Source organism: Bifidobacterium favimelis, from assembly GCF_037963085.1.
In the GTDB taxonomy this organism is placed as follows: Bacteria; Actinomycetota; Actinomycetes; order Actinomycetales; family Bifidobacteriaceae; genus Bombiscardovia; species Bombiscardovia favimelis.
In genome coordinates this window covers 1,251,527-1,272,648 of record NZ_JBANDZ010000001.1, presented here as the reverse complement: position 1 = coordinate 1,272,648, position 21,122 = coordinate 1,251,527, and the positions used below count along the sequence as shown (strand labels likewise).

The 21,122-nt window shown below is 64.0% G+C and carries 12 protein-coding genes; all 12 read left to right on the top strand.

What is annotated here, in order from left to right:
* Positions 1-63: 63 nt before the first annotated feature.
* The gene (locus tag V6584_RS05170; protein ID WP_340469767.1) at positions 64-1,218 is read left to right on the top strand and encodes an ROK family protein; all 1,155 of its coding nucleotides are present in this window, start codon (positions 64-66) and stop codon (positions 1,216-1,218) included.
* 217 nt (positions 1,219-1,435) lie between these two features.
* A complete protein-coding gene (locus V6584_RS05165; RefSeq protein WP_340469408.1) occupies positions 1,436-3,427 on the top strand; it encodes a beta-N-acetylhexosaminidase in 1,992 nt (663 codons plus the stop codon).
* A 117-nt stretch (positions 3,428-3,544) separates the two neighbouring features.
* On the top strand, positions 3,545-4,885 hold the full coding sequence (gene xylA, locus V6584_RS05160) for a xylose isomerase (RefSeq protein ID WP_340469407.1): 1,341 nt from the start codon (positions 3,545-3,547) through the stop codon (positions 4,883-4,885).
* Positions 4,886-5,233: 348 nt separating this feature from the next.
* Entirely contained in the window at positions 5,234-6,859 is a 1,626-nt protein-coding gene (locus V6584_RS05155) for a glycoside hydrolase family 43 protein (RefSeq protein WP_340486241.1), read from the top strand.
* A gap of 276 nt (positions 6,860-7,135) precedes the next feature.
* The gene (locus V6584_RS05150) at positions 7,136-10,276 is read left to right on the top strand and encodes an alpha-mannosidase (protein ID WP_340469405.1); all 3,141 of its coding nucleotides are present in this window, start codon (positions 7,136-7,138) and stop codon (positions 10,274-10,276) included.
* Between the two features lie 79 nt (positions 10,277-10,355).
* The gene (locus V6584_RS05145) at positions 10,356-11,669 is read left to right on the top strand and encodes an ABC transporter substrate-binding protein (protein WP_340469404.1); all 1,314 of its coding nucleotides are present in this window, start codon (positions 10,356-10,358) and stop codon (positions 11,667-11,669) included.
* A gap of 2 nt (positions 11,670-11,671) precedes the next feature.
* On the top strand, positions 11,672-12,655 hold the full coding sequence (locus V6584_RS05140; RefSeq protein WP_340469402.1) for a carbohydrate ABC transporter permease: 984 nt from the start codon (positions 11,672-11,674) through the stop codon (positions 12,653-12,655).
* On the top strand, positions 12,648-13,481 hold the full coding sequence (locus tag V6584_RS05135) for a carbohydrate ABC transporter permease (RefSeq protein ID WP_340469401.1): 834 nt from the start codon (positions 12,648-12,650) through the stop codon (positions 13,479-13,481). The genes V6584_RS05140 and V6584_RS05135 overlap by 8 nt, the downstream gene beginning before the upstream one ends.
* A gap of 9 nt (positions 13,482-13,490) precedes the next feature.
* Entirely contained in the window at positions 13,491-14,792 is a 1,302-nt protein-coding gene (locus V6584_RS05130) for a glycoside hydrolase 5 family protein (protein ID WP_340469400.1), read from the top strand.
* A gap of 127 nt (positions 14,793-14,919) precedes the next feature.
* Positions 14,920-16,578 (top strand): EndoS/ChiA family endoglycosidase, encoded by a 1,659-nt coding sequence (locus tag V6584_RS05125; protein ID WP_340486238.1) that lies wholly within the window; start codon positions 14,920-14,922, stop codon positions 16,576-16,578.
* 54 nt (positions 16,579-16,632) lie between these two features.
* Positions 16,633-19,803 (top strand): alpha-mannosidase, encoded by a 3,171-nt coding sequence (locus V6584_RS05120; RefSeq protein ID WP_340469397.1) that lies wholly within the window; start codon positions 16,633-16,635, stop codon positions 19,801-19,803.
* A gap of 34 nt (positions 19,804-19,837) precedes the next feature.
* Complete coding sequence (locus tag V6584_RS05115) at positions 19,838-21,121, top strand: ABC transporter substrate-binding protein (RefSeq protein ID WP_340486235.1); 1,284 nt, start codon at positions 19,838-19,840, stop codon at positions 21,119-21,121.
* Position 21,122: the final 1 nt, after the last annotated feature.

The window sequence follows — 21,122 nt, the reverse complement described above, 5'->3', positions numbered from 1 at the left end:
GACCCGGAGGCGGAAGCCTTCCGTTGGGTGGGCGGGGCCAGGATAATGGGGAGTGTGAATAGCATGGACAGGCGGACGACAGCAGGACCGGGTCCGGGCAGGCGTGGCAGGGCCGCGAGGGGGACCGGCGGCCTCCGCAGCGCCCTGCCCTCGGACATCCGCAGAAGGAACCGGCAGACGGTCCTCAAGTCCCTCTATCCAGACCGCTGGTTGTCGCGCGCCGACCTGGCCAAACTGACCGGCCTGTCCAAGGTGTCCGTTTCGGACGTCGTGGCTGACCTGATCGACGACGGCCTCCTGGTGGAGGGTGGCTACAAGAGTTCGTCCAGGCCCGGCAAGCCCGCCGTCCTGGTGGGCATCAACGTCAAGGGGAGCGCCGTCATGGCCTTGGACCTGTCGGAGGCGGGCTTGGTGCGGGGCATTGTGACGGATCTGGCGGGCCATGTGACGGCCACCGAGGAGGAACCCATCTCACCGGGCACCCTCCAGCCGACCGTCCTGGTCAAGCTCTCACGCCGTCTGCTGGAGCTCTCGCCCGTCCCGGTCCTGGGTCTGGGGGTCGCCACCCCCGGGACGGTCGACAGGGGGGGAAGGGTCTTGGCCGCACCGAATCTGGGATGGACGGACATGGACCTGGCCGCCCTCCTGCATGGCCAGCTCGGGGTGGCCGTCACGGTCAGCAACGATGCCGACGCGGCCGTTTTCGGGGAGCGGTGCTTCGCCGGCGGGACGGACAACATGATCCTCGTGGCCATCGCCAGGGGGGTCGGCGCCGGCGTGCTCATCGCCGACCATATAGTCAGGGGCAGCGATTATGTGGCCGGCGAAATAGGACACGTGGTCGTCGACCAGGACGGGCCGGCCTGCGTGTGCGGTAAGCGGGGCTGTCTGGAGACCCTGATAGCCGCCCCCGTGCTTGAAAAGCGGATAGCCGAAAGGCCCGAAAACCGGGACGACATCCTCACCCAGGCCGGGGAGGTCCTGGGCGTGGCCCTGTCGATGCCGGTGGCCTTGACCAACATCAAGGACCTGACCATTTCCGGCCCATCCGATCTGGTGGGCACGATCATGCTCGAGGCCGTCGAGAACACGATAAACGACAGGGTCCATTCGCGCTTCATCAACAGGGTGGACGTTCATCCGGCCCGGCTGGGCAGGCAGGCAGCGGCTTTGGGAGCAGTGGCCTGCGTGCTCCGCCACGAGCTCGGGGTCCTGTGAGAGGCCGCCGGGTGGCGGATGGAACCATGCGGAATGGAACACGCCTTGGGGCATACCCTCCCCACTGCCCCCGCATGCTGCTAACCTGATGGGTGCCGTCCGGCCACGCGGACAGAGCGTGGCCGCGGTCGGCGCAGGCCCGGGTCAGGCCGGGTCACACGATGAAGTGAAGACAAACCGAGGAAATGGTATGGATGCCATCGGAAGGACCGATCCAATGAACGACGTTTCAGAAAAGCAGGCAGGCCGGATGAATGGGGGGACGGCAGGCTTCGCCCTGGTGCCCAAGCCCGTTTCCATGGAGGTGGGCCCCGGACGGATCCTGCTCCCGCTCAGGACGAGGATTTCCAGCAGTGGCGTGGATCCGGACCTGGGGGGATTGCTGAGCCGGCAGATTTCCGATGACCTGGCGGCGGCCACGGGTCTGGTGCCCGATGTTTCACGGGGCGATCTGTGGCCCTCCGTCATCGAGCTCGGCCTCGACCCAGAACTCGGCGACCAGGAGTACCGTCTGGACATCGAAGCCTCGCCGGAGTCGGTGAGGATCGTCGGCGGCGATGGTGAGGGGCTGCGTTACGGAGTCCAGACCCTCCGTCAGATCATCCGGCAGACGGCCCCCCTCTTGCCGGTACTCCACATCGAGGACCACCCCGCCTATTCCGTGCGTTCCTACTACCTGGACGTCACCAGGGGCAGGGTGCCCACCCTGGACTGGCTCAAGAGGTGGGCCGACAAGCTGGCCCTGTACAAGTTCAACCAGCTGCAGCTCTACATCGAGCACTCCTTCGCCTTCGACGGGATGAGCGAGGCCTGGAGGGGGAAGAGCCCCCTGAAGCCAGAGGACATCCTCGAGTACGACCGATATTGCGCCGACCTCGGCATCGAACTGGTGCCGTCCATATCGACCTTCAGCCACCATTACACCAACCTGCGCACCCGGACCCTGCGCTCTCTCGGGGAGTTCCCCGAGGACGCCGACAGGCCATACAGCTTCATCGAGCGCCAGGAACACCATACCCTGAATGTGACGGACCCCGACTCCTTCAAGTTCTCCACCCGGCTGATCGACTCCTACGCCCAGCTGTTCAGGTCGAACAAGTTCAACATCGGGGCAGACGAGACCTTCGACCTGGGCAAGGGGCGCTCCAAGGCCCGGGCCGAGCAGGTGGGGGTGGCCGCCATGTATGCGGATTACGTGGTCAGACTCTGCGACCATGTGCGCGACAAGGGCGGCGAGCCAATGTTCTGGGGCGATATAGCCGTCTCCATGCCCGAGGTCCTGGAGCGGCTGCCGAAGGACTGCCCCCTGCTCAACTGGCTCTATGACCCCCAGGTGGGGGAGGAGAAGGTCGCCCTGGTCTCCTCCACCGGGGCCAAGCAGTATGTGTGCTCGGCCGTGCATGCCTGGAACAGCCTCCTTCCCTCCATGGATGGTGCCTGGCAGAACATACACAGGCTGAGCACCTTCGGGATCAAGTACGGTGCGGTGGGTGCCATGGTCACTGATTGGGGGGACTACGGCCATATCAACGACCCCCGCATGAGCGTGCCCGGCCTTGTCTATGCGGCCCAGAATTTCTGGGACCCGGACGGGATGGACAGGGAGGAGGCCGATGACGCCCTGTCGAAACTCGAATACGGGGATGCCAGCGGCCGCTATGCCCGGTCGTTCGCCAGGGCCTCCCATGCGATCTCCTTTGGTTGGGATGACATGGTCCGTTATGTCGAACTCGATGACGGCAGGGGAGGGGTGAACAAGGACGTGTCCGGCTGCCTGGCCGGCGGCTTCCCGGAGATCTGGCAGGGCAAGGACCCCGTCGACCTGAAGGAGACCCGCCATGACTACATGGCCTGGTGTGGGCAGAGGGCCTTCAAGGCCCCTGATTACAACCGGGACCTGGAGGGGATAGCGGCCGACCTGGCCCTGAGCATTTCACAGGGCAGGGGGGATGTCGAGGGTGCCCTGCAGGCGCAGGAAGTGGCTCTGAGGGGACAGGAGATCTTCAACGATGTCGGTTGGGTCCTGGCCTCCCGGGAGGGCCTGTCAGGCGGTTCCGGGGCGGAGCCACCCCAGGCCTGGTCCGTGGCGGCGGAGCTGGAAGAGTGGTTCGAGACCTACAGGAGCGTCTGGAGAAGGGTCAGCAGGGAGTCGGAACTCCGTAGGGTCTCCCACGTCATCTGGTCCTTCGCCGACTTCCTCAGGTCGTAGTGAGCGACACACTAAATTAAACCGATTGACAAACTAGGTCGATGGGTCGTATCATGCCTTCTGATGGGAGTAAATCTCCCGCCACCATACGATTTTCCGCGCAAAGGAGCAGAAGGCATGGGATTGTGGGACATCGACAAGATTGAATACGTCGGAAGGCAGGGCGAGAAGGAAGGGCTCGGCTTCCGTTATTACGACCGTGACCGTGTGGTCGCCGGCAAGAAGATGAAGGACTGGCTGCGGTTCGCCGTCGCCTGGTGGCATACCTTCAACCAGGGACTGGTTGACCCCTTCGGCGACCCAACGGCCCAGCGGCCCTACTACAAGTACACGGACCCCATGGACCAGGCCCTGGCCAAGGTGGACTACGCCTTCGAGCTCTTCACCAAACTGGGCGTCGAGTACTTCTGCTTCCACGACCGCGACCTGGCACCGGAGGGCGACACCCTGCGCGAGACCAACGCGAACCTTGACAAGGTAGTCGACAAGATAGAGGAGAACATGAAGTCCACCGGGGTCAAGCTCCTGTGGAACACCTCCTCCCTCTTCACCAACCCCCGTTTCGAGGCCGGTGCCGGCACCTCGCCCTTCGCGGACATCTACGCCTATTCCGCGGGCCAGCTCAAGCACAGCCTGGAGATCGGCAAGCGTCTGGGTGCCGAGAACTACGTCTTCTGGGGCGGCCGTGAGGGCTACGAGTCCCTGTGGAACACCGAGATGAAGCGTGAGCAGGACCACATGGCCAAGTTCTTCCACATGTGCGTGGACTACGCCAAGGAGATCGGCTTCGGCGCCCAGTTCCTGATCGAACCCAAGCCCAAGGAGCCCACCCTCCACCAGTACGACTATGACGCGGCCACCACGATCAACTTCCTGCGCACCTACGACCTCCAGGACGACTTCAGGCTGAACATCGAGGGCAACCATGCCAACCTGGCCATGCACACCTACCAGCATGAGGTCCGCGTGGCCCGCGAGGCTGGCTTCCTGGGCTCCCTGGACGCCAACCAGGGCGACAAGCTGATCGGTTGGGACATGGACGAGTTCCCCTCCGACCTCTACGATGCCACAGCCGTCATGTGGGAGGTCATGGCCGCCGGAAGCATCGGCCCCCACGGAGGGCTCAACTTCGACGCCAAGCCCCGTCGCTCCTCCTTCCTGCCCGAGGACCTCTTCCGCGCCCACATCGTGGGCATGGACACCTATGCGGCCGGCCTCCTGGTCGCCGCGAAGATGCACGAGGACAAGTACATCGAGAACCTCCAGCAGACCCGCTATGAGTCCTTCGACTCCGGCATCGGCAAGACCGTGGAAGACGGTTCGGCCAGCCTGGCCTCCCTGGAGGAGTACAGCATCGACAAGCCCCAGTCCGAGCTGATCGCCGCCGACAAGTCCGACCATCTGGAGGTCGTCAAGGCCACGATCAACAACTACATCGTGGACGCCCTCTCCGAGTGAGTCCATCCTCTTGTGGGGGGCGGGCCCTCCGGTGGTCCCGCCCCCCACGGCTTCCTGCCCGTCTGCGCCGCCGCGCAGGCGGGCGCAGTCATTTCAGGCCCCCTTCCGCTCCTCGCCGCGGGGCGCACGGGTGCTGTTGCGGACCTTCAGGGTGGTGGGCATGACCACCTGCCTGCGGACCGGCCGCCCCTTTGTTCAACTTCGTTAGCATCATCTGGAGCCCGTGTTCTATATCGTCGTCGGCGGCCTGACCGGCGCGGTCAAAGGCTGAAGGAGCCTCGGGCACGTGACTGATATAGAATTCGAATTCGAACCTGTCCCGCCCTGCCGGGACGACAAGGAGATGCAATGAAGATATCCAATCCTGTCCTCAGGGGGTTCAACCCGGACCCCTGCCTGATCCGCGTGGACGGTGATTACTACATGGCCTGCTCCACCTTTGAATGGTGGCCGGGGGTCAGCCTCTACCGGTCCGAGGACCTGGCCCATTGGATCCCCCTGCCGCCCCCTCTGGACAGGACCTCCCAGCTCGACCTCAAGGGGGTGCCCTCATCGGGTGGGGTCTGGGCCCCTGACCTTTCCTACGCCGACGGCCTTTTCTGGCTGGTCTACGCGAATGTGCGAGTGGTCAACGGGACCTTCAAGGACTGCACCAACTACCTGGTGACCTCCAAGAGGATCGAAGGGCCATGGAGCGACCCGATCAGGCTGAACGGGGTTGGATTCGATGCCAGCCTCTTCCATGACGACGACGGCTGCAAGTACCTGGTCCAGCAGACCTGGGACTTCCGCGAATACCGTCCCTCTTTCGACGGGATAACCCTGACCCGCTACGACCCGGACTCCAGACGTCTCCTGCCTGAGACGGCGCGGACCATATGGGCCGGCACCTCGGCGGGGGTGATCGAGGGCCCCCGCCTGTATAAGAGGGCAGGCCTGTATTACCTCTTCGCCGCCGAGGGGGGGACCGGGTACGAGCACCAGGAGTCCGTGGCCCGGTCCACCTCCCTCGATGCGGGGTCTTTTCAGGTCATGCCGGGCAACCCCCTGCTGAGCGACCGGGACGACCCGGATTCCTACCTGCAGAAGCAGGGGCACGGGTCCCTGGTGGAGACCCCGAAGGGTCAGTGGTATTACGCATCCCTGTGCGCCCGCCCCTTCAGGCATGGCGACGAACCCGCTTCCGGACCCAGGGGGTGGTGCCCCCTGGGCAGGGAGACCGCCATACAGGAGGTGCGTTGGGATGCGGACGGTTGGCCGCGCGTGGTCGGCGGCCGGTCCGGCCTGCGGTATGTGCAGGGACCTGATGACGCCCCGACCGTGGCCGGCGGGGAGGAGGGACATAGCCATGACGACTTCATCTCGGACCATCTCGGCCGCCAGTGGATGACCCCACGTGTCCCCTTCGGGCCCGCCATGGGGAGCCTGGGGCATGGATGCCTGCGACTGAAAGGGCAGGGTTCCCTCTGCAACACCTTCGACCTCTCCCTGGTCGCCAGGCGCTGGCAGGCGCCCTCCTTCGAGGCCCAGGTCCAGGTCGCCTTCGACCCCCGCACATACATGCAGATGGCAGGTCTGACCAACTATTACAACGACCGTTTCTGGTCCTGGGCCTACCTGACTTGGGACGAAGCGCGTTCCTGCAGGGTCATCGAGGTGGCCCAACACGACTGGGACAGGCACACCTCCCTCCTCAGGGACCGGGCCGTGGCCGTACCCGATGGGGTCGGGTCGGTCTGGCTGCGGACCGTGGTGAGGAGGGACAAGTACTGGTACGAGTATTCCTTCGACGGAGGGCGGACCCACCGCCTCCCCGTCACGCTGGATGCGGCCGTCCTCTCCGACGACCACGCCGCCCAGCACGAGGGGGGCTTCTTCACCGGGGCCTTCGTGGGCATGGCTGCCGTGGACCTTTCCGGCTACGGGGCCCCGGCCGATTTCATGCACTTCGACTACAGGGAGGCGGGGGAGTAGGAGGACGGCCGACGGCATTCTGGCGGCCCTCCCGGGTTGATCCCGGGAGGGCCGCCTTTTTTCGTCCGCTGGAGGCATGGGCACCTCCCCTTCTGGCCCTCCTGCCCCGAGGGCGGGCTTTTCCCCGCCTGGACACGCCGCGTGAAGGCCGGCGGGCCGGGTTTCCAGGCCGCCCGCAACAGGATTTGTAGGTTGTCTGCAGATGGGTTATAATAATAACTAAACCGCTTTAGTGAGAAAGCTGTTGACGAGGTGACAACGAGGAGGTTGTAGGGGATGTTGCTGAAGGTTGATCGTGAACTCGACAGGTGCACGCGCGTCATGCGCCAGCGGCTTGCGCCCAAGATCGACCGGGTGGTCGGCACCTGCACGGTCAGGTCGCATCAGATCCCCGGGGAGCCCGTGCCCTCCTCCGCCTTCTTCGAGCAGGTCTGCGCCGGTACCGTCGATTTCCAACCGCTGGGCCTGGGCCAGACCTGGGGGACCACCTGGGGGACCACCTGGATGGAGGTTGAAGGACGGATCGACCCCGCACACATGGATGACAACCCCCTGGAGCTCATCGTGGATCTGGGCTGGCAGCCTGATTCGCCCGGCGGGCACTATGAGGCCGAAGCCTACAGGCCAGACGGATCCATCATCAAGGCCATCAACCCGAAGAACCGCTGGATCCCATTGGACGGCAGGGACCTGGACGGCCTGCCGACCGACGAGGAAACCTCCGTAATCAGGCCGGACGGGTCATTCACCCTCTATCTGGAAGCGGCCTGCAACCCGCTTATCCTCGGGGTCCCCCCATTCGTGGAGACCAGGCTGGGGGAGGGGACCACCGGTCGGGCCGATGAGCCCAGCATCCTCACCCGCCTGGATGTCTGCCACTTCGACCACGCAGCCTGGAACTACTACCTGGACCTGGAGGTGGTCTGCCAGCTGATCCGTGAGAGCAAGGAGGACAGCCCCCGTTATTGGCGGCTGGGCAAGGCCCTGCAGCGCTCCTTGAACATCTATGAGGAGAGGGACCTTTCGACCATCGAACCCGCCCGGCGGGCCCTGGCTGCCGAGCTGGCCCTCCCCGCCGTGCCAAGCTCCCTGGACCACGCTGTGGTGGGGCACTCCCACATCGACTCCGCCTGGCTCTGGCCCAAGCGGGAGACCAGGAGGAAGGTGGCCAGGACCGTCTCCAACATCCTGGCCCTGATGGAGCGCGACCCCAAGTTCATCTACGCAATGAGCTCCCCCCAGCAATACGCCTGGCTGCAGGAGGACCATCCGGACCTCTTCGCCCGCCTGCGGCGCAGGGTGGAGGAGGGAAGGTTCATACCCGTCGGAGGCATGTGGGTGGAGTCGGACGGGATGCTGCCCGCCGGGGAGTCGCTGACCCGCCAGTTCACTTACGGAAAGCGCTGGCTGCGGGAGAACCTGGGCGTCGACACCGACATCGTCTGGGAGCCGGACAGCTTCGGCTATACCGGCCAGTTCCCCCAGATAGCGCGCAGGGCCGGTATGAATTATTTCCTTTCGCAGAAGATCTCGTGGAACGACACGACGAAGTTCCCCCACCACACCTTCGACTGGGAGGGGGTGGACGGCACCTCCATCTTCACCCACTTCCCGCCCATGGACACGTATGCCTCGACCATGACGGCCAGGGAGCTCAACCACTCCGAGGAGAACTACCGGGACAAGGACATCTCCACCCGGGCCCTGGTCCTGTGCGGATATGGGGACGGGGGCGGGGGCACCACCCGCGAGATGCTCGGACGCTACGACCGCCTGCATGACGTGGAGGGGGCAGCCAGGGTGAGGTACGAGACACCCGAGGACTTCTTCGACGAATCCAGCAGGGAGATACACGCCAAGGCCGGTGCGGAGATGCCTGTCTGGAGGGGGGAGCTCTACCTGGAACTCCACCGCAAGACCCTGACCTCCCAGCAGGACATGAAGAAGGGTTGCCGGCAGGAGGAGGCCATGCTGCGGACGGTGGAATACCTTTGCTCATATGCCTGCCTGGCATCGCCCGCGTACACCTACCCCAAGCAGGAACTGGACCGGATCTGGCAGACCCTCCTGCTCAACCAGTTCCATGACATCCTGCCGGGCTCGGCTATCTCCTGGGTCCACCGCCTTGCACGTGAGGACTACCGTCGTGACATAGCCCGCCTCAGGCAGATCGGACAGGAGGCGGCAGGGGCCCTGGCTGAGGCCGCCCCCAGCCCCGGCCTGGTGGCAGGTGCCATCGTGAACCCCATGGGGGGCGAGAAGGGCGATTGGGAGGTCGTCGAGGCCGACCCCATGCCCCTCGAGGCGGCGGCCGTATCCCTGGTCGGCCGCCCCGACGGTTCGTACACCTTGGACAACGGTCTGATCCGGGCCGCCATAGGCTCCGACGGGGAGGTCCACTCCCTGGTGGACGCCAGGTCGGGCCGGGACCTGGTGCCGGCCGGCTCCTCCATGGGTGGATACGAGCTCCTCAGGGATGAACCGGCCATGTGGGATGCCTGGGATCTGGAGCGTGACGCCCTCCTGAGCGCCGTCAAAGTCCCTGGCCCGGTCCGCATCGACCCACTGGACGACGGGGTCAGCGTCGTCAGACAAGACGGGGACACCTGCATAACCACGAGGATCACCCTGAAACCCGGCGCCCGCCGGTTGGACTTCGAGGCCACGGTTGACTGGCACGAGGACGAGCAGGTCCTCAAGGTCGACCTGCCCCTGTCCGTTCAGGCACGTTACGCCCAGTTCGAGTGCCAGTACGGGTTCATCGACCGCCCCATTCAGAAGAACAACGAGGCCGAAGAGGCCCAGTTCGAAAGCTGCACCCACCGCTTCGTCCGTGTACGCGACGACGCCCTGGCGGTCGGCGTGGTGAACGCATCCACATACGGGGCCGACACCACCCCCATACCTGACGACCCGGCGGCCGGCCGGCAGGGAGGGACCATGATCCGTCTGACCCTCCTGTCCTCCCCGGTCTACCCGGATCCCGACACGGACCGGGGCCGCCATGATTTCGCCTGGTCGGTCGTCCCCTGCGAGGATCAGAACGAGGTGCTCCGCCAGGCCTACCGCCTCAACGCACCCGTCTTCGCCGGAGGGCTGCCCCAGGTGGAGCCGCTGGTGTCCGTGGAGAGCCTGTCCGGCCGTCTGGTCATCGACTGGGTGAAGATGGCCGACGACGGCAGCGGGGACCTCATCGCCAGGCTCTACGATCCCGACTCCTCCCCGGCGGTCGGCTGCCTTCATCTGGCCGGACTGCTCGAGGGGGCAAGTGTGAGGGAAACCAACTCCTTGGAGGACGCACCCCTGCCCTCCGATCTGCGCCACGGCCTCCGGGCCGATGGCGAAGTAAAGGCCGAAGGGGCGCCACTCGACTTCGCGCCCTTCCAGTTCACCACGCTCAGGTTCCACAGGAGGTGAGAGGAAAAGAGAAAAGCACGACCTGCAGGGACACAAGACACGAGAAAGATCAACACGAGAAGAGAAAAGGACGGCTCGCATGAAAGCTGTAAAGAATGCCGTAGTACTGCTGTGTGCAACCGCTATGGCCACCTCGCTGGCGGCCTGCGGCGGCTCCGGCAAGGGGAGTGACGAAGGAGGCTCCAAGGGCGGGAAGCTCAGCGGCGACATCACCTTCCAGACCTGGAACCTGAAGAACGACAAGTACACGCCTTACTTCAAGGATCTGATCAAGAAGTTCGAAACGGACAATCCCGGAACGCATATCAACTGGGTCGACCAGCCCTCCGACGGATACGAGCAGAAGCTCTCCGCGGATGCGGCAGCCGACCAGCTGCCTGACATCGTCGACGCCGGTGCCTCCATGATGTACATGCTGGCGAAGGCAGGCGTGCTCATGGATGTGTCCAAGGAGGCGCCGGACGCCGAGAAGAACTACACCCCGGGCAGCTGGAAGAACGCCACGTTCGAGGGCAACGGGGTCGAGAAGGGCGTATACGCCTTCCCCTGGTACGTCAACGACGGGCCCCAGTATTACAACACGGAGCTCATGAAGAAGTGCGGCCTGGACACGGAGAAGCTGCCGAAGACCTGGGATGATTACTTCCAGGCGGCGAACAAGCTGACCGAGAACTGCAAGGGCGACTACATGTCGACCATGATGGGCAACGACATGGGCGATCTGGCCTCCGCCGGCATCAAGATCATCAGCGACGACCACTCCAAGTACGTCTTCAATACGCCCGAGGCCGTAGAGTTCCTGCAGAAGTTCGTGGACCTCTTCAAGAAGGGCGGAATCCCTCCGGAGGCCCTGGACGCCAAGTGGAGCCAGCAGGCCGACTTCTTCCAGCGCGGTTCCATCGCATCCATGGGAGGAAGCGCATACTCGGCCGACGGGTTCAAGCTGAACGCGCCCGACCTCTACAAGAACCTTGCCGTTGGCCCCAAGATCAACGACACCCCGCATTCGGTGACCGTCGCCTATGAGCTGCTCGGCGTCAACCAGAAGACCAAGAACAAGCCCCTGGCCCTGGCCTTCGCCCAGTATGTCACCAATTCGAAGAACCAACTGGAGTTCGACAAGAAGGCAGCGGTCTTCCCGTCGAGCGCCGGCACCATCGACGACCCCTACTTCGCCTCCGCAGCCAGCGAGGACAGCGTCAAGGGCAAGGCCCTGAAGATCACGCTCGATGCTGTGAAAAACGGAAGGTCCTCACGCCCGCCGGAGTTCACGGACACCGCTGGCGGCCAGTATTACGGTGAACAGGTGGCCCTGGCGCTCCAAGGCAAGCAGTCCGCCAAGGACGCGCTGGACAAGTCGGTCGATTTCGCCAACAAGCATCTGAAGAACTGATCATGACAGAGACGCAGACAACAAAAGCGAGGAGGGGCGGGCCAACCCCCGCCCCGGTCAAGGAAAGCGAAGGCCCCGGTCCTGCGGGGGCCAAGGTCCATCGCAGCCTGGGGACGAACCTGGCCCCCTATCTCTTCGTCTTCCCGGCCATGTGCATCGTGGTCATATTCGTGTTCATCGCCGCCCTGAACACCTTCAGGCTGGCCTTCACGGATTCGACCCTGTTGAAACCGGGCAAGTTCGTAGGAATACAGAATTTCATCGAGCTCTTCCATGATGAGTATTTCTCAACGGCACTGCTCAACTCCACACTGTATGTCGTCTGCGTCGTGCCCTTCATGGTCATCCTCCCCCTGATTCTGGCCAATCTGGTGACCGGGAATTCCAGGATCATGGGGTTCTTCAGGACCTCCTTCTACATGCCCGTGGTCATGTCGGCGGTCGTCGTCGGCATGATCTGGTCCAACCTTCTGGACCCCAAGGGCCTGGTCAACTCCATCCTGGAGTCCCTCCACATCATCCATTCGCCAATACCCTTCCTGTCGGACCGGTGGCTGATCCTCTTCAGCTCCATGTTCGTCACGATCTGGCTGGGGCTGGGGTATTACATGGTCATCTACCTGACGGCCCTGGCCAACATCGACCCCTCACTCTATGAGGCCGCCGAGCTGGACGGGGCCGGGCCCGTCAGGCAGTTCCTCTACGTGACCATGCCCGGGGTGCGTTCCACCATGCTCCTCATCCTCATGCTGTCGACGATCGCGGCCTTCCGAGTCTTCAACGAGGTCTATGTGCTGACCAACGGCACCGCAGGCCCCGGCGCCCAGGACATCACGATGTCCATGCTGATCCAGAGGGAGGGGACCGGCCTGATGGCCCATACCGGTTATGCCAGTGCCATCAGCCTGGTGGTCCTGGTCATCGTGGGCACCATGCTCATCCTGCAGTCCGTCGTCGAGCGCTGGTCGGGGAGGGACAATGACTAAGAAGAAGGTAACCGTAGGGAAGGTCGTGCAGTACACGATCCTGATCCTCATGTTCATCCTCCTGGTGGGACCCTTCGTCTGGGAGATCTCCCTGGCATTCAAGGGCAGGGCGGACAACGTCTATGCCGTGCCTCCCTACCTGATCCCGAAGTCGCCCACCTGGGAGAATTTCAAGCAGGTGTTCCGTCAGGTGCCGATCATGCACTACGTGGTCAACACCCTGATCGTCGCCGCCATGTCGATCGCCGGCAATGTGATCCTGTCGACCCTGGCCGGATACGCGCTGGGCAGGCTGGAATGGCGGGGGCGCAAGACCGTCTTCACCGTGCTCATGCTGACGATGGTCATCCCCGTCGAGGGCATCATCATCTCCCAGTTCCTGATCATCAAGGGGATGCACCTGCAGAACACGCTGATCGGAATCGCCCTGCCCGGCCTGGTCGGAGCCATCAACATCATCCTCATGACCAACGCCTTCAAGGGGATACCCAAGGAACTCGAAGAGGCCGCCCAGGTGGACGGCGCCAATGTCTGGCAGCAGTTCATCCACATATGCGTCCCCCAGGTCAGGGGGACCATGACGGTGGTCGGCATCTTCGCCTTCGTCGGCGCCTGGAACGACTTCCTCTGGCCCCTGATCGTCGTCTCCGACGAATCTCACTACACCCTGACAATCGGTCTGAACCGGCTCAAGGGCATGTTCATACAGGACCCCAGGTTGATAGCCGCCGGTGCCATCGTCTCCCTCCTGCCCATCGTCATCTTCTTCGCCTGCTTCCAGAAGTACTTCTTCCAGGGTCTGGAACAGGGCGGGATCAAGGAATAGGAGGGTCGCATGCGGTTCGGAGTCAATTACACCCCGTCGTGCGGCTGGTTCCACGCCTGGCTGCGGCCGGATTGGGATTCGGTCCAGCGGGATCTGGATGACATAGGGGCCCTGGGGTTGGACCATATCCGCATCTTCCCCCTCTGGCCCGTCCTCCAGCCCAACAGGACCATGATCAACCCATCTGCCCTGGATGACATTCGGCGGATGGTCGACCTGGCGGGCCGGCGCGGCCTGGACGTGTATGTAGACGTCCTCCAGGGGCACCTGTCCAGCTTCGACTTCCTGCCCAGCTGGCTGGTCACCTGGCACCGGAGGAACATGTTCACGGACCCGCAGGCCGTGGCGGCCGAGGCCGAACTGGTCGCAGCCGTTTACGGAAGCCTGGATGACCTCCCCAACTTCAAAGGGCTGACCCTGGGCAACGAGTGCAATCAATTCGCCGAGGAGCATCATCCGGCTGCCATGTCGGTCACCCCGGAACAGGCCGGCGACTGGATCGATTCCCTCTTGGCACCGGTCCGGCAGGAGGCGGCGGGCTCCGGCCGGGTCCTGCTCCACAGTGAGAACGATGCCGTCTGGTATGAGGACGGGCACTGCTTCAACCCCCGTCATGCGGCTGGGAAGGGAGACATCACCGCCATCCACTCCTGGGTGTTCAACGGCACCGCCCAGCGGTACGGGGCCCGGTCCGAAATCGCAGCCAGACACGCCGAATACCTGGTGGAGCTCGCACGGGCCTTCAGCCCCGATCCCGACAGACCCATCTGGCTCCAGGAGATCGGGGCCCCCGGCAATGTCATAGAGGCCGGGGACGAGGCGGACTTCTGCGAGGCCACGGTCAGACATGCCGCGGGCTGCAGGGGCCTGTACGGAATCACCTGGTGGTGCTCTCACGACGTGGCATCCGGCATGGGCGACTTTCCCCCCTTCGAACACCATCTGGGTCTGTTCGACGAGGGGAGGAGGCTCAAACCGATCGGTCGGGTCTTCGCCTCCCTGGCCAAGGAGGACGGCAGGGGGGACGACGCATCGCCGGACCCCAGGACCACGGCCATAGTTATTCCATGTGACGACGCAGGAGTGCCGACCAAGCGCAGTGCCTGTGCCCCCGGCGGTTCCCTCTTCGACAGGTGGATGGACCTGTCGCAGGAGGGCGGCCGTCCCACCTTCGTCACCTCGATCGACGCGGCCGACCCGGCCGTGATGGCGAAGAGGAAAATCGATCGGCTGGTCAGGGTGGAGGCCCGGTCCGGTGACGCCTATGGCGCCGTCTCCGACCCCTCCCTCCTGCACCAGGCGGTGGTCTGAGCATCCCCGGGGTGGCGGTCCGGTCCGTCCGGCCGCCGCCACCGGTGGCCCGGATGAAGCCGCCAAGGCGCGCAGTCCCATACGTGACGAGGAAGTCAGTTCAACAGGGAAGTTGAAGGTAACGGATATGGACATGTCAAGGATGAGAAGGGTCGGAGCGGCCCTTGGAACCGCTGCGGCCATGGTCGTCGCATTGGCCGGGACGGGAGCCTCAGCGGCCCCGGCCGGCAACGGGGAAGAAGGCCGCCTGGCCGGGGTGGTGCAGGCGGCCCCCTCGGCCCCCAGGCATTTCATGGTCTATTACCGGGCCTGGAGGGACAAGACCATGAAGGGGGTCAACACGGACCTCCCCGATGACAACTGGATCACCATGTACGACATCCCTTACGGGGTCGATGTGGTCAACGTCTTCTCCTATGTGCCCAGGGGGCAGGAGGACAGGGCCAAGCCCTTCTATGACACGCTCAAATCATCATACGGTCCCTACCTGCACGCCAGGGGGATCAAGATGGTCAGGGGGATCGGCTACTCCGACCTCCTCAAGGTCCCCCACGCCGGCGAGACACCGACTAAGGAGGAGTGCGATCGGTACGCCCGTACCCTGGTGGCCGACAAGGTGACCTCCCTGGGGCTCGACGGCATGGACATCGACATGGAGGATTATCCCACCACGGCCCAGGCCGCCGTGTCCGACATGGTGATAAAGTCCCTTTCCAAGTATCTGGGACCGAAGGCGTCCAACGGCACCGTGTTCATCTATGACACCAACGGGTCCAACCTCCTCCCCCTGCGCAATGTCGCCGACAGCTTCGACTTCATCTCCTACCAGCAGTACGGCAGCAGGTCCGACAGGACCGCCAGGGCGCTGGAGGACTACAGGTCCTTGGTCCCCGCCTCCCGGTTCGTCCCCGGCCTCGCCTTCCCCGAGGAGGGCGACATGAACAACCGTTGGCTTGATGCCACCGAGCCCTACCTTGAGAGCAACGTCTACGACATCGCCTCCTATGCCAACAAGAGGGGGCTGGGCGGCATGTTCATGTACGCCCTGGACCGGGATGGCCGGACCTATGACGACCATGACCTGAACCACATCGTTCCCTCCACCCTCCTGTGGACCAAGACCGCCATCGCCCAGACCAGGGGGATGACCCTGGACAAGGCCAGGGCGGCGGCCAACCACTTCCTCGACCGTCATCAGGCCTCCAAGCCCGTGGACCCGGCCATCCGCAAGGCCGTGGCCCAGGGCGAGACCCTGTACGACATCGACAAGGCGATCCTCGGACCTGACTACGAGGGGGCGTACGATCCCTCCTTCGACCCCACGCTGGAGGAGTACCTGTCGACCATCGACCTGCAGGACCTCTACAAGGCCCTGGGGCGGGCCGATGAGCTCCTGGCCGACGGGAAGACCCATCCGGCCGACAAGGTGGCCGTCCTTGTCAAGGCCCGGTCGGGAGCCCTGGAGACCCTGACGGCCAGGACCTACACGGCCGCCGACATATCCATGAGGACCGATGTGCTCAACCGGGTCCTGGACTCCCTGACAGCCGTCCACAAGGAGAAGGGCCCGCAGACCCCGGGCGGACAGAGGGACAAGACGAAGCCGGCCGTGAACAGGAAGGACCCTGGCAAGGCCGACAAGCACAAGGCCCATGGCGGGGACCGTCTGGCAGCGACAGGCTCCGACGTCGGGCCGGTTCTCCTGGCCCTCATCCTTCTTGCTGCAGGGGCTCCGGCCGTGACCATGGCCCGCCGCCGTCCTGACCGGGTCGGGCGCAGGTCCTGAAGATCGAGGACCGGAAGGGTCCGGAACACCAACGACACACCGAGGAGGGTGGAGATGCTGATCAAAGTCCAGCGTGAGATAGACCGCTGCAGGCGGGTGATGAGGGAGAGGGTCTGGCCCAGGGTCCACCGTCCCCTGGCCTCCTGCCAGGTGACTGCCTCGCGCAATCCCGGCGAACCGGTCATGCCTGCCTCCTTCATCGCGGATGCCGAGGCCGGCCGGGTGGTCTTCTCCAAGCTGGAGGAGGGCCAGCCCTGGGGCACCTCCTGGGGGACCACCTGGATGAAGGTGACCGGCCGCCTGCCCAAGGAGGCCGCAGGGCTCTGCATGGAAATCGTATTCGACCTGGGCTGGCTGGATTGGCCGGTTGGGGGCCACATCGAGGGGATGGTCTACCGGCCGGACGGAACCGCGATCAAGGCCATCCACCCCCGCAACCAGTGGATCCCCTTCGTCGGGGCGGACGGGAGGAGGGACAGGGCCGTCGGGGATGACGGTGCCTTCACCCTCTATGTGGAGGCGGCCTACAACCCCAACGTCCCCTCCTTCACCGTGACCCAGCTGGGAAAGGGTCCGACGGGAAGGGCCGACCAGCGCTACGAGTTCCATTCGGTGGACCTGTGCGAGTACCGGCAGGACCTGCACGAATACTGGGTGGACCTGGATGTGGTGAGCGGGGCCCTCGCCTGCATGGACGAGGGGGACCCGAGATACTGGAAGCTGGCGAAGGGCATGCAACGGTCGATCAACGCCTATGACGGGGCGGACCAGGAGACCATCTCCAGGACCCTGCCCGAAGCCAGGAGACTGATCGGGTCCGCCATGGACAGCCCCGCCAACCATTCGGCCCTGACCCTGTCGGCCATGGGCCATGCCCACATCGACTCAGCCTGGCTCTGGCCCGTCCGGGAGACCAAACGAAAGGTGGGAAGGACGGTCTCCAACGTCCTGACCCTGCTGGATTCCGACCCCGACTTCATCTATGTCATGAGTTCGGCCCAGCAGTATGCCTGGCTGGAGGAGCGCAATCCCGACCTGTTCGAGCGGGTCAAGGAATACGTCCGCCAGGGCAGGTTCGTCCCGGTTGGTGGCATGTGGGTGGAATCCGACGGCATGGTCCCCTCGGGTGAGTCCCTGATCCGTCAGCTGTCTTACGGAAGCAGGTACTTCAAGGAGAAGTTCGGTGTGGAGACCCACGGGGTATGGCTGCCGGACAGCTTCGGGTACACCGGGTCTTGGCCGCAGATAGCCAGGAGGAGCGGCTGCCGCTGGTTCCTCACCCAGAAGCTCTGCTGGAACGACACCACACGGATGCCCCATCACTCCTTCATGTGGGAGGGCATCGACGGCTCGCGAATCTTCACCCACTTCCCGCCCGCCGACAAGTATGATTCCGATCTCTCGGCCGGGGACTTGAACTATGCGGAAAAGAACTTCAAGGACAAGGACCTGTCCGACCACGCCATCCTCCTGTTCGGTTACGGGGACGGGGGAGGCGGTCCCACACGCGAGATGACCATGCGGGCCAGCCGGCTGCACAGCTTCGAGGGGCTGCCCAGAGTGGTCTACGACACGCCTGACGGTTTCTTCGACAGGGCCTATGAGGACATGGCGGCCCAGGCCGGCGACGAGATGCCGGTCTGGAAGGGCGAACTCTACCTGGAGCTCCACCGCAAGACCCTGACCTCCCAGCAGGACATGAAGAAGGGGTGCCGGCAGGAGGAGTCATGGCTGCGGACGGCCGAGTACTCCTGTGCCCTGGCCGCGCTCGTGGATCCTGACTACGCGTATCCCCGTCAGGAGCTCGACCGCATATGGAAGACCCTCCTGCTCAACCAGTTCCATGACATCCTTCCAGGGTCGGGCATCGCTTGGATCTACGACGTGGCGCGCCAGGAGTACCGGCGTGACATCGCCAGCCTGCGTGACCTGGTGGCTCAGGCGGCGCAGACGGTCGGACGGGCCCTGCCGGATAGGCGGATTCTTGAGGGTGTGCGCATCAGTCAATGCTGCGGTGAGGGCGGTGAATCCGATCAGGCCTGGCGACCGGTCCCCGTGGACACCGTCCAGGGGGAGGAAGGCCCGACCCCGGCCACGGCTGAAGGCAGGCCGGACGGCTCCGTCATCCTGGACAACGGGCTGGTGAGGGCCACCGTCTGCTCAGACGGCAGCATCTCCTCCCTGTATGACCTGGTCGCGGATCGGGAACTGGTCGCACCCGGCCAAGGTCTGGGACGTTATGAGGTCCTCAAGGATGAGCCCGGCGTCTTCGATGCCTGGGACGTCGAGAGGGATGCCTTCCTCTGCGCCACGCCCTTGGTCTCCGGGACCTTGACCGACGTGGGGGTCACCGAGGGGGGGACGGCTCAGGTGAACGCCCTGGCATCCTACAGGTCAAGCCGCATCAGGACCCGGATCAGCCTGCGGCCAGGCCGCAGACAGGTCGATTTCCACGCCGATGTCGAGTGGAAGGTGCCTGAAAAACTGCTCAAGGTCGCCTTCCCGCTTGCCATCCAGGCCGACAGGGCACAGTACGAGACCCAATACGGCCTCGTGGAGCGCCCGGTCATCAAGAACACGGAGGGCGACGAGGCAAGATTCGAAAGCTGCACCCACCGCTTCGTCAGGATAGCCGACGGCGGTTACGGCGTGGGCCTGGTCAATGCGTCGACCTACGGGTCGGACGTCAACGGCCTGTTCGACGGGAACCGCGGGGCCGCCCTGGGGACCAAGCTGAGGCTGACCCTGCTGGCCTCGCCCGTGGCTCCGGATCCGGATTGCGATCTTGGCGTCCATGGGTTCGACTGGGCCCTGGTGGTGGGCGGGGACCTGCCCTCCACGCTCTCGGCCGCCGCTGAGATCAATGCACCCGTCATCGACAGCTTCCCTGATGTCGCCCCCCCGGTCACCCTGACCGATGTCGAGGGGGTCCCGGTCATCGATTGGATCAAGTTGGCCGACGATGGTTCACGCGACGTCATCGTCCGCATTTACGAGGCGGCCGGCGCGGAGGCCAGGACCAGGATAGGGGTGTCAGGCCCCCTGGCGACGGCCGGGATACGTGAGACGGACCTGCTTGAAAGGGACCGCCATTACGATGGAGAACCCGACGCCCTGACGGGAGAGGGTCCGGCACAGGGGGCCGAGATCAGACTGGCCCCCTTCCAGATAACAACACTTCGGCTTTCTCTGGCCGAGGATTCGAAGCTGAATCCAAGAAGTTGAATCAGAGAAGATTGAGGATAACAAAGGAGAAATGATGAACACAAAGACAGCCAAGGTTGCCGTGTCATTGGTGTGCACCGTAGCCGCCGTCTGCAGCTTCGCCGGCTGCGGGGGAGGGGGAGGATCCTCCTCGCAGAACGGTTCCATCGAACTCAAGTTCCAGACCTGGAACCTGAAGAACGAGAAGTTCACCGACTATTTCGAAGGGCTGATCAAACAGTTCGAGACGGAGAACAAGGGGGTCCATATCAAGTGGGTCGACCAGCCGGCCGACAACTACCAGCAGAAACTCTCCACCGACGCGGCCGCCAAGCAGCTTCCGGACGTGATCGACATGGGTCCTGAGCCCACATACGCACTGGCCAGCGCCGGCGCCCTCCTCAACATAGCCAAGGAGGACCCGAGCGCCAAGGACGATTACATCCCGGCCGCCTGGGACGCGGCGACCATGAAGGGTTCCCGGGTGGAGGAAGGAACCTATGGCCTGCCCTGGTACCTCAACACCGGCCCCACCTTCTACAACAAGGACCTCCTGGCGGAGTGCGGTCTGGACGAGAAGAACCTGCCCAAGACGCAGGACGACATGTTCAACCAGGCCAAGACCTTCGGCGAGAAGTGCGGGGGCATGTACGCCATGACGACGGGCCTGCCCAGCATCCAGGACTTCGGCATGTACGGCGTCCCGCTGATGAACAAGGACAAGACCAAGTTCACCTTCAATGACAAGAAGGGCGTCGAGTTCATCCAGCACTATGCCGACATGTACAAGTCCAAGGCCTTCACCGACGACACGCTCAACGTGAACTCCAACACAGACAGCAAGAACTTCAACAGCGGCACCCAGGCCTTCATGAACGGGAGCCTGTACAGCGTGGACGACATCCGCAAGAATTCGCCCTCCCTCTTCAAGCATGTGGGCATCACCACCATGGTGGCCAACACCCACCCCAACATGATGCTGGAGATGATGACGGTGAACGCCAGCAGCGCCCATAAGGACATGGCTCTGAAACTGGCCAAGTTCGTGACCAATCCCAAGAACCAGCTCTCGTTCGACAAGAAGGCCAACGTCTTCCCCTCGTCCAAGGGCACGATTGACGATCCCTTCTTCAACCCCACGGGCGATGATCTGGATGCCGTGGCCATGAGGATGTGCGCCAAGCAGGTCCGCAACGGCAGAATCTGGGGTCCTCCGCAGCTTACGGGGCCTGCAGGCAAGCCCTTCGGCGAGCAGGTGGCCCTGGCCGTCCAAGGCAAGATCTCCCCTCAGGAGGCTCTTGACACCGCGGTCAAAGCGGCGAACGACGGGTTGCAGTGAC

Coding starts and splice junctions, on each gene's coding strand:
- V6584_RS05170 (WP_340469767.1), top strand. CDS start 64: ATGGACAGGCGGACGACAGCAGGACCGGGTCCGGGCAGGCGTGGCAGG.
- V6584_RS05165 (WP_340469408.1), top strand. CDS start 1,436: ATGAACGACGTTTCAGAAAAGCAGGCAGGCCGGATGAATGGGGGGACG.
- xylA (WP_340469407.1), top strand. CDS start 3,545: ATGGGATTGTGGGACATCGACAAGATTGAATACGTCGGAAGGCAGGGC.
- V6584_RS05155 (WP_340486241.1), top strand. CDS start 5,234: ATGAAGATATCCAATCCTGTCCTCAGGGGGTTCAACCCGGACCCCTGC.
- V6584_RS05150 (WP_340469405.1), top strand. CDS start 7,136: ATGTTGCTGAAGGTTGATCGTGAACTCGACAGGTGCACGCGCGTCATG.
- V6584_RS05145 (WP_340469404.1), top strand. CDS start 10,356: ATGAAAGCTGTAAAGAATGCCGTAGTACTGCTGTGTGCAACCGCTATG.
- V6584_RS05140 (WP_340469402.1), top strand. CDS start 11,672: ATGACAGAGACGCAGACAACAAAAGCGAGGAGGGGCGGGCCAACCCCC.
- V6584_RS05135 (WP_340469401.1), top strand. CDS start 12,648: ATGACTAAGAAGAAGGTAACCGTAGGGAAGGTCGTGCAGTACACGATC.
- V6584_RS05130 (WP_340469400.1), top strand. CDS start 13,491: ATGCGGTTCGGAGTCAATTACACCCCGTCGTGCGGCTGGTTCCACGCC.
- V6584_RS05125 (WP_340486238.1), top strand. CDS start 14,920: ATGGACATGTCAAGGATGAGAAGGGTCGGAGCGGCCCTTGGAACCGCT.
- V6584_RS05120 (WP_340469397.1), top strand. CDS start 16,633: ATGCTGATCAAAGTCCAGCGTGAGATAGACCGCTGCAGGCGGGTGATG.
- V6584_RS05115 (WP_340486235.1), top strand. CDS start 19,838: ATGAACACAAAGACAGCCAAGGTTGCCGTGTCATTGGTGTGCACCGTA.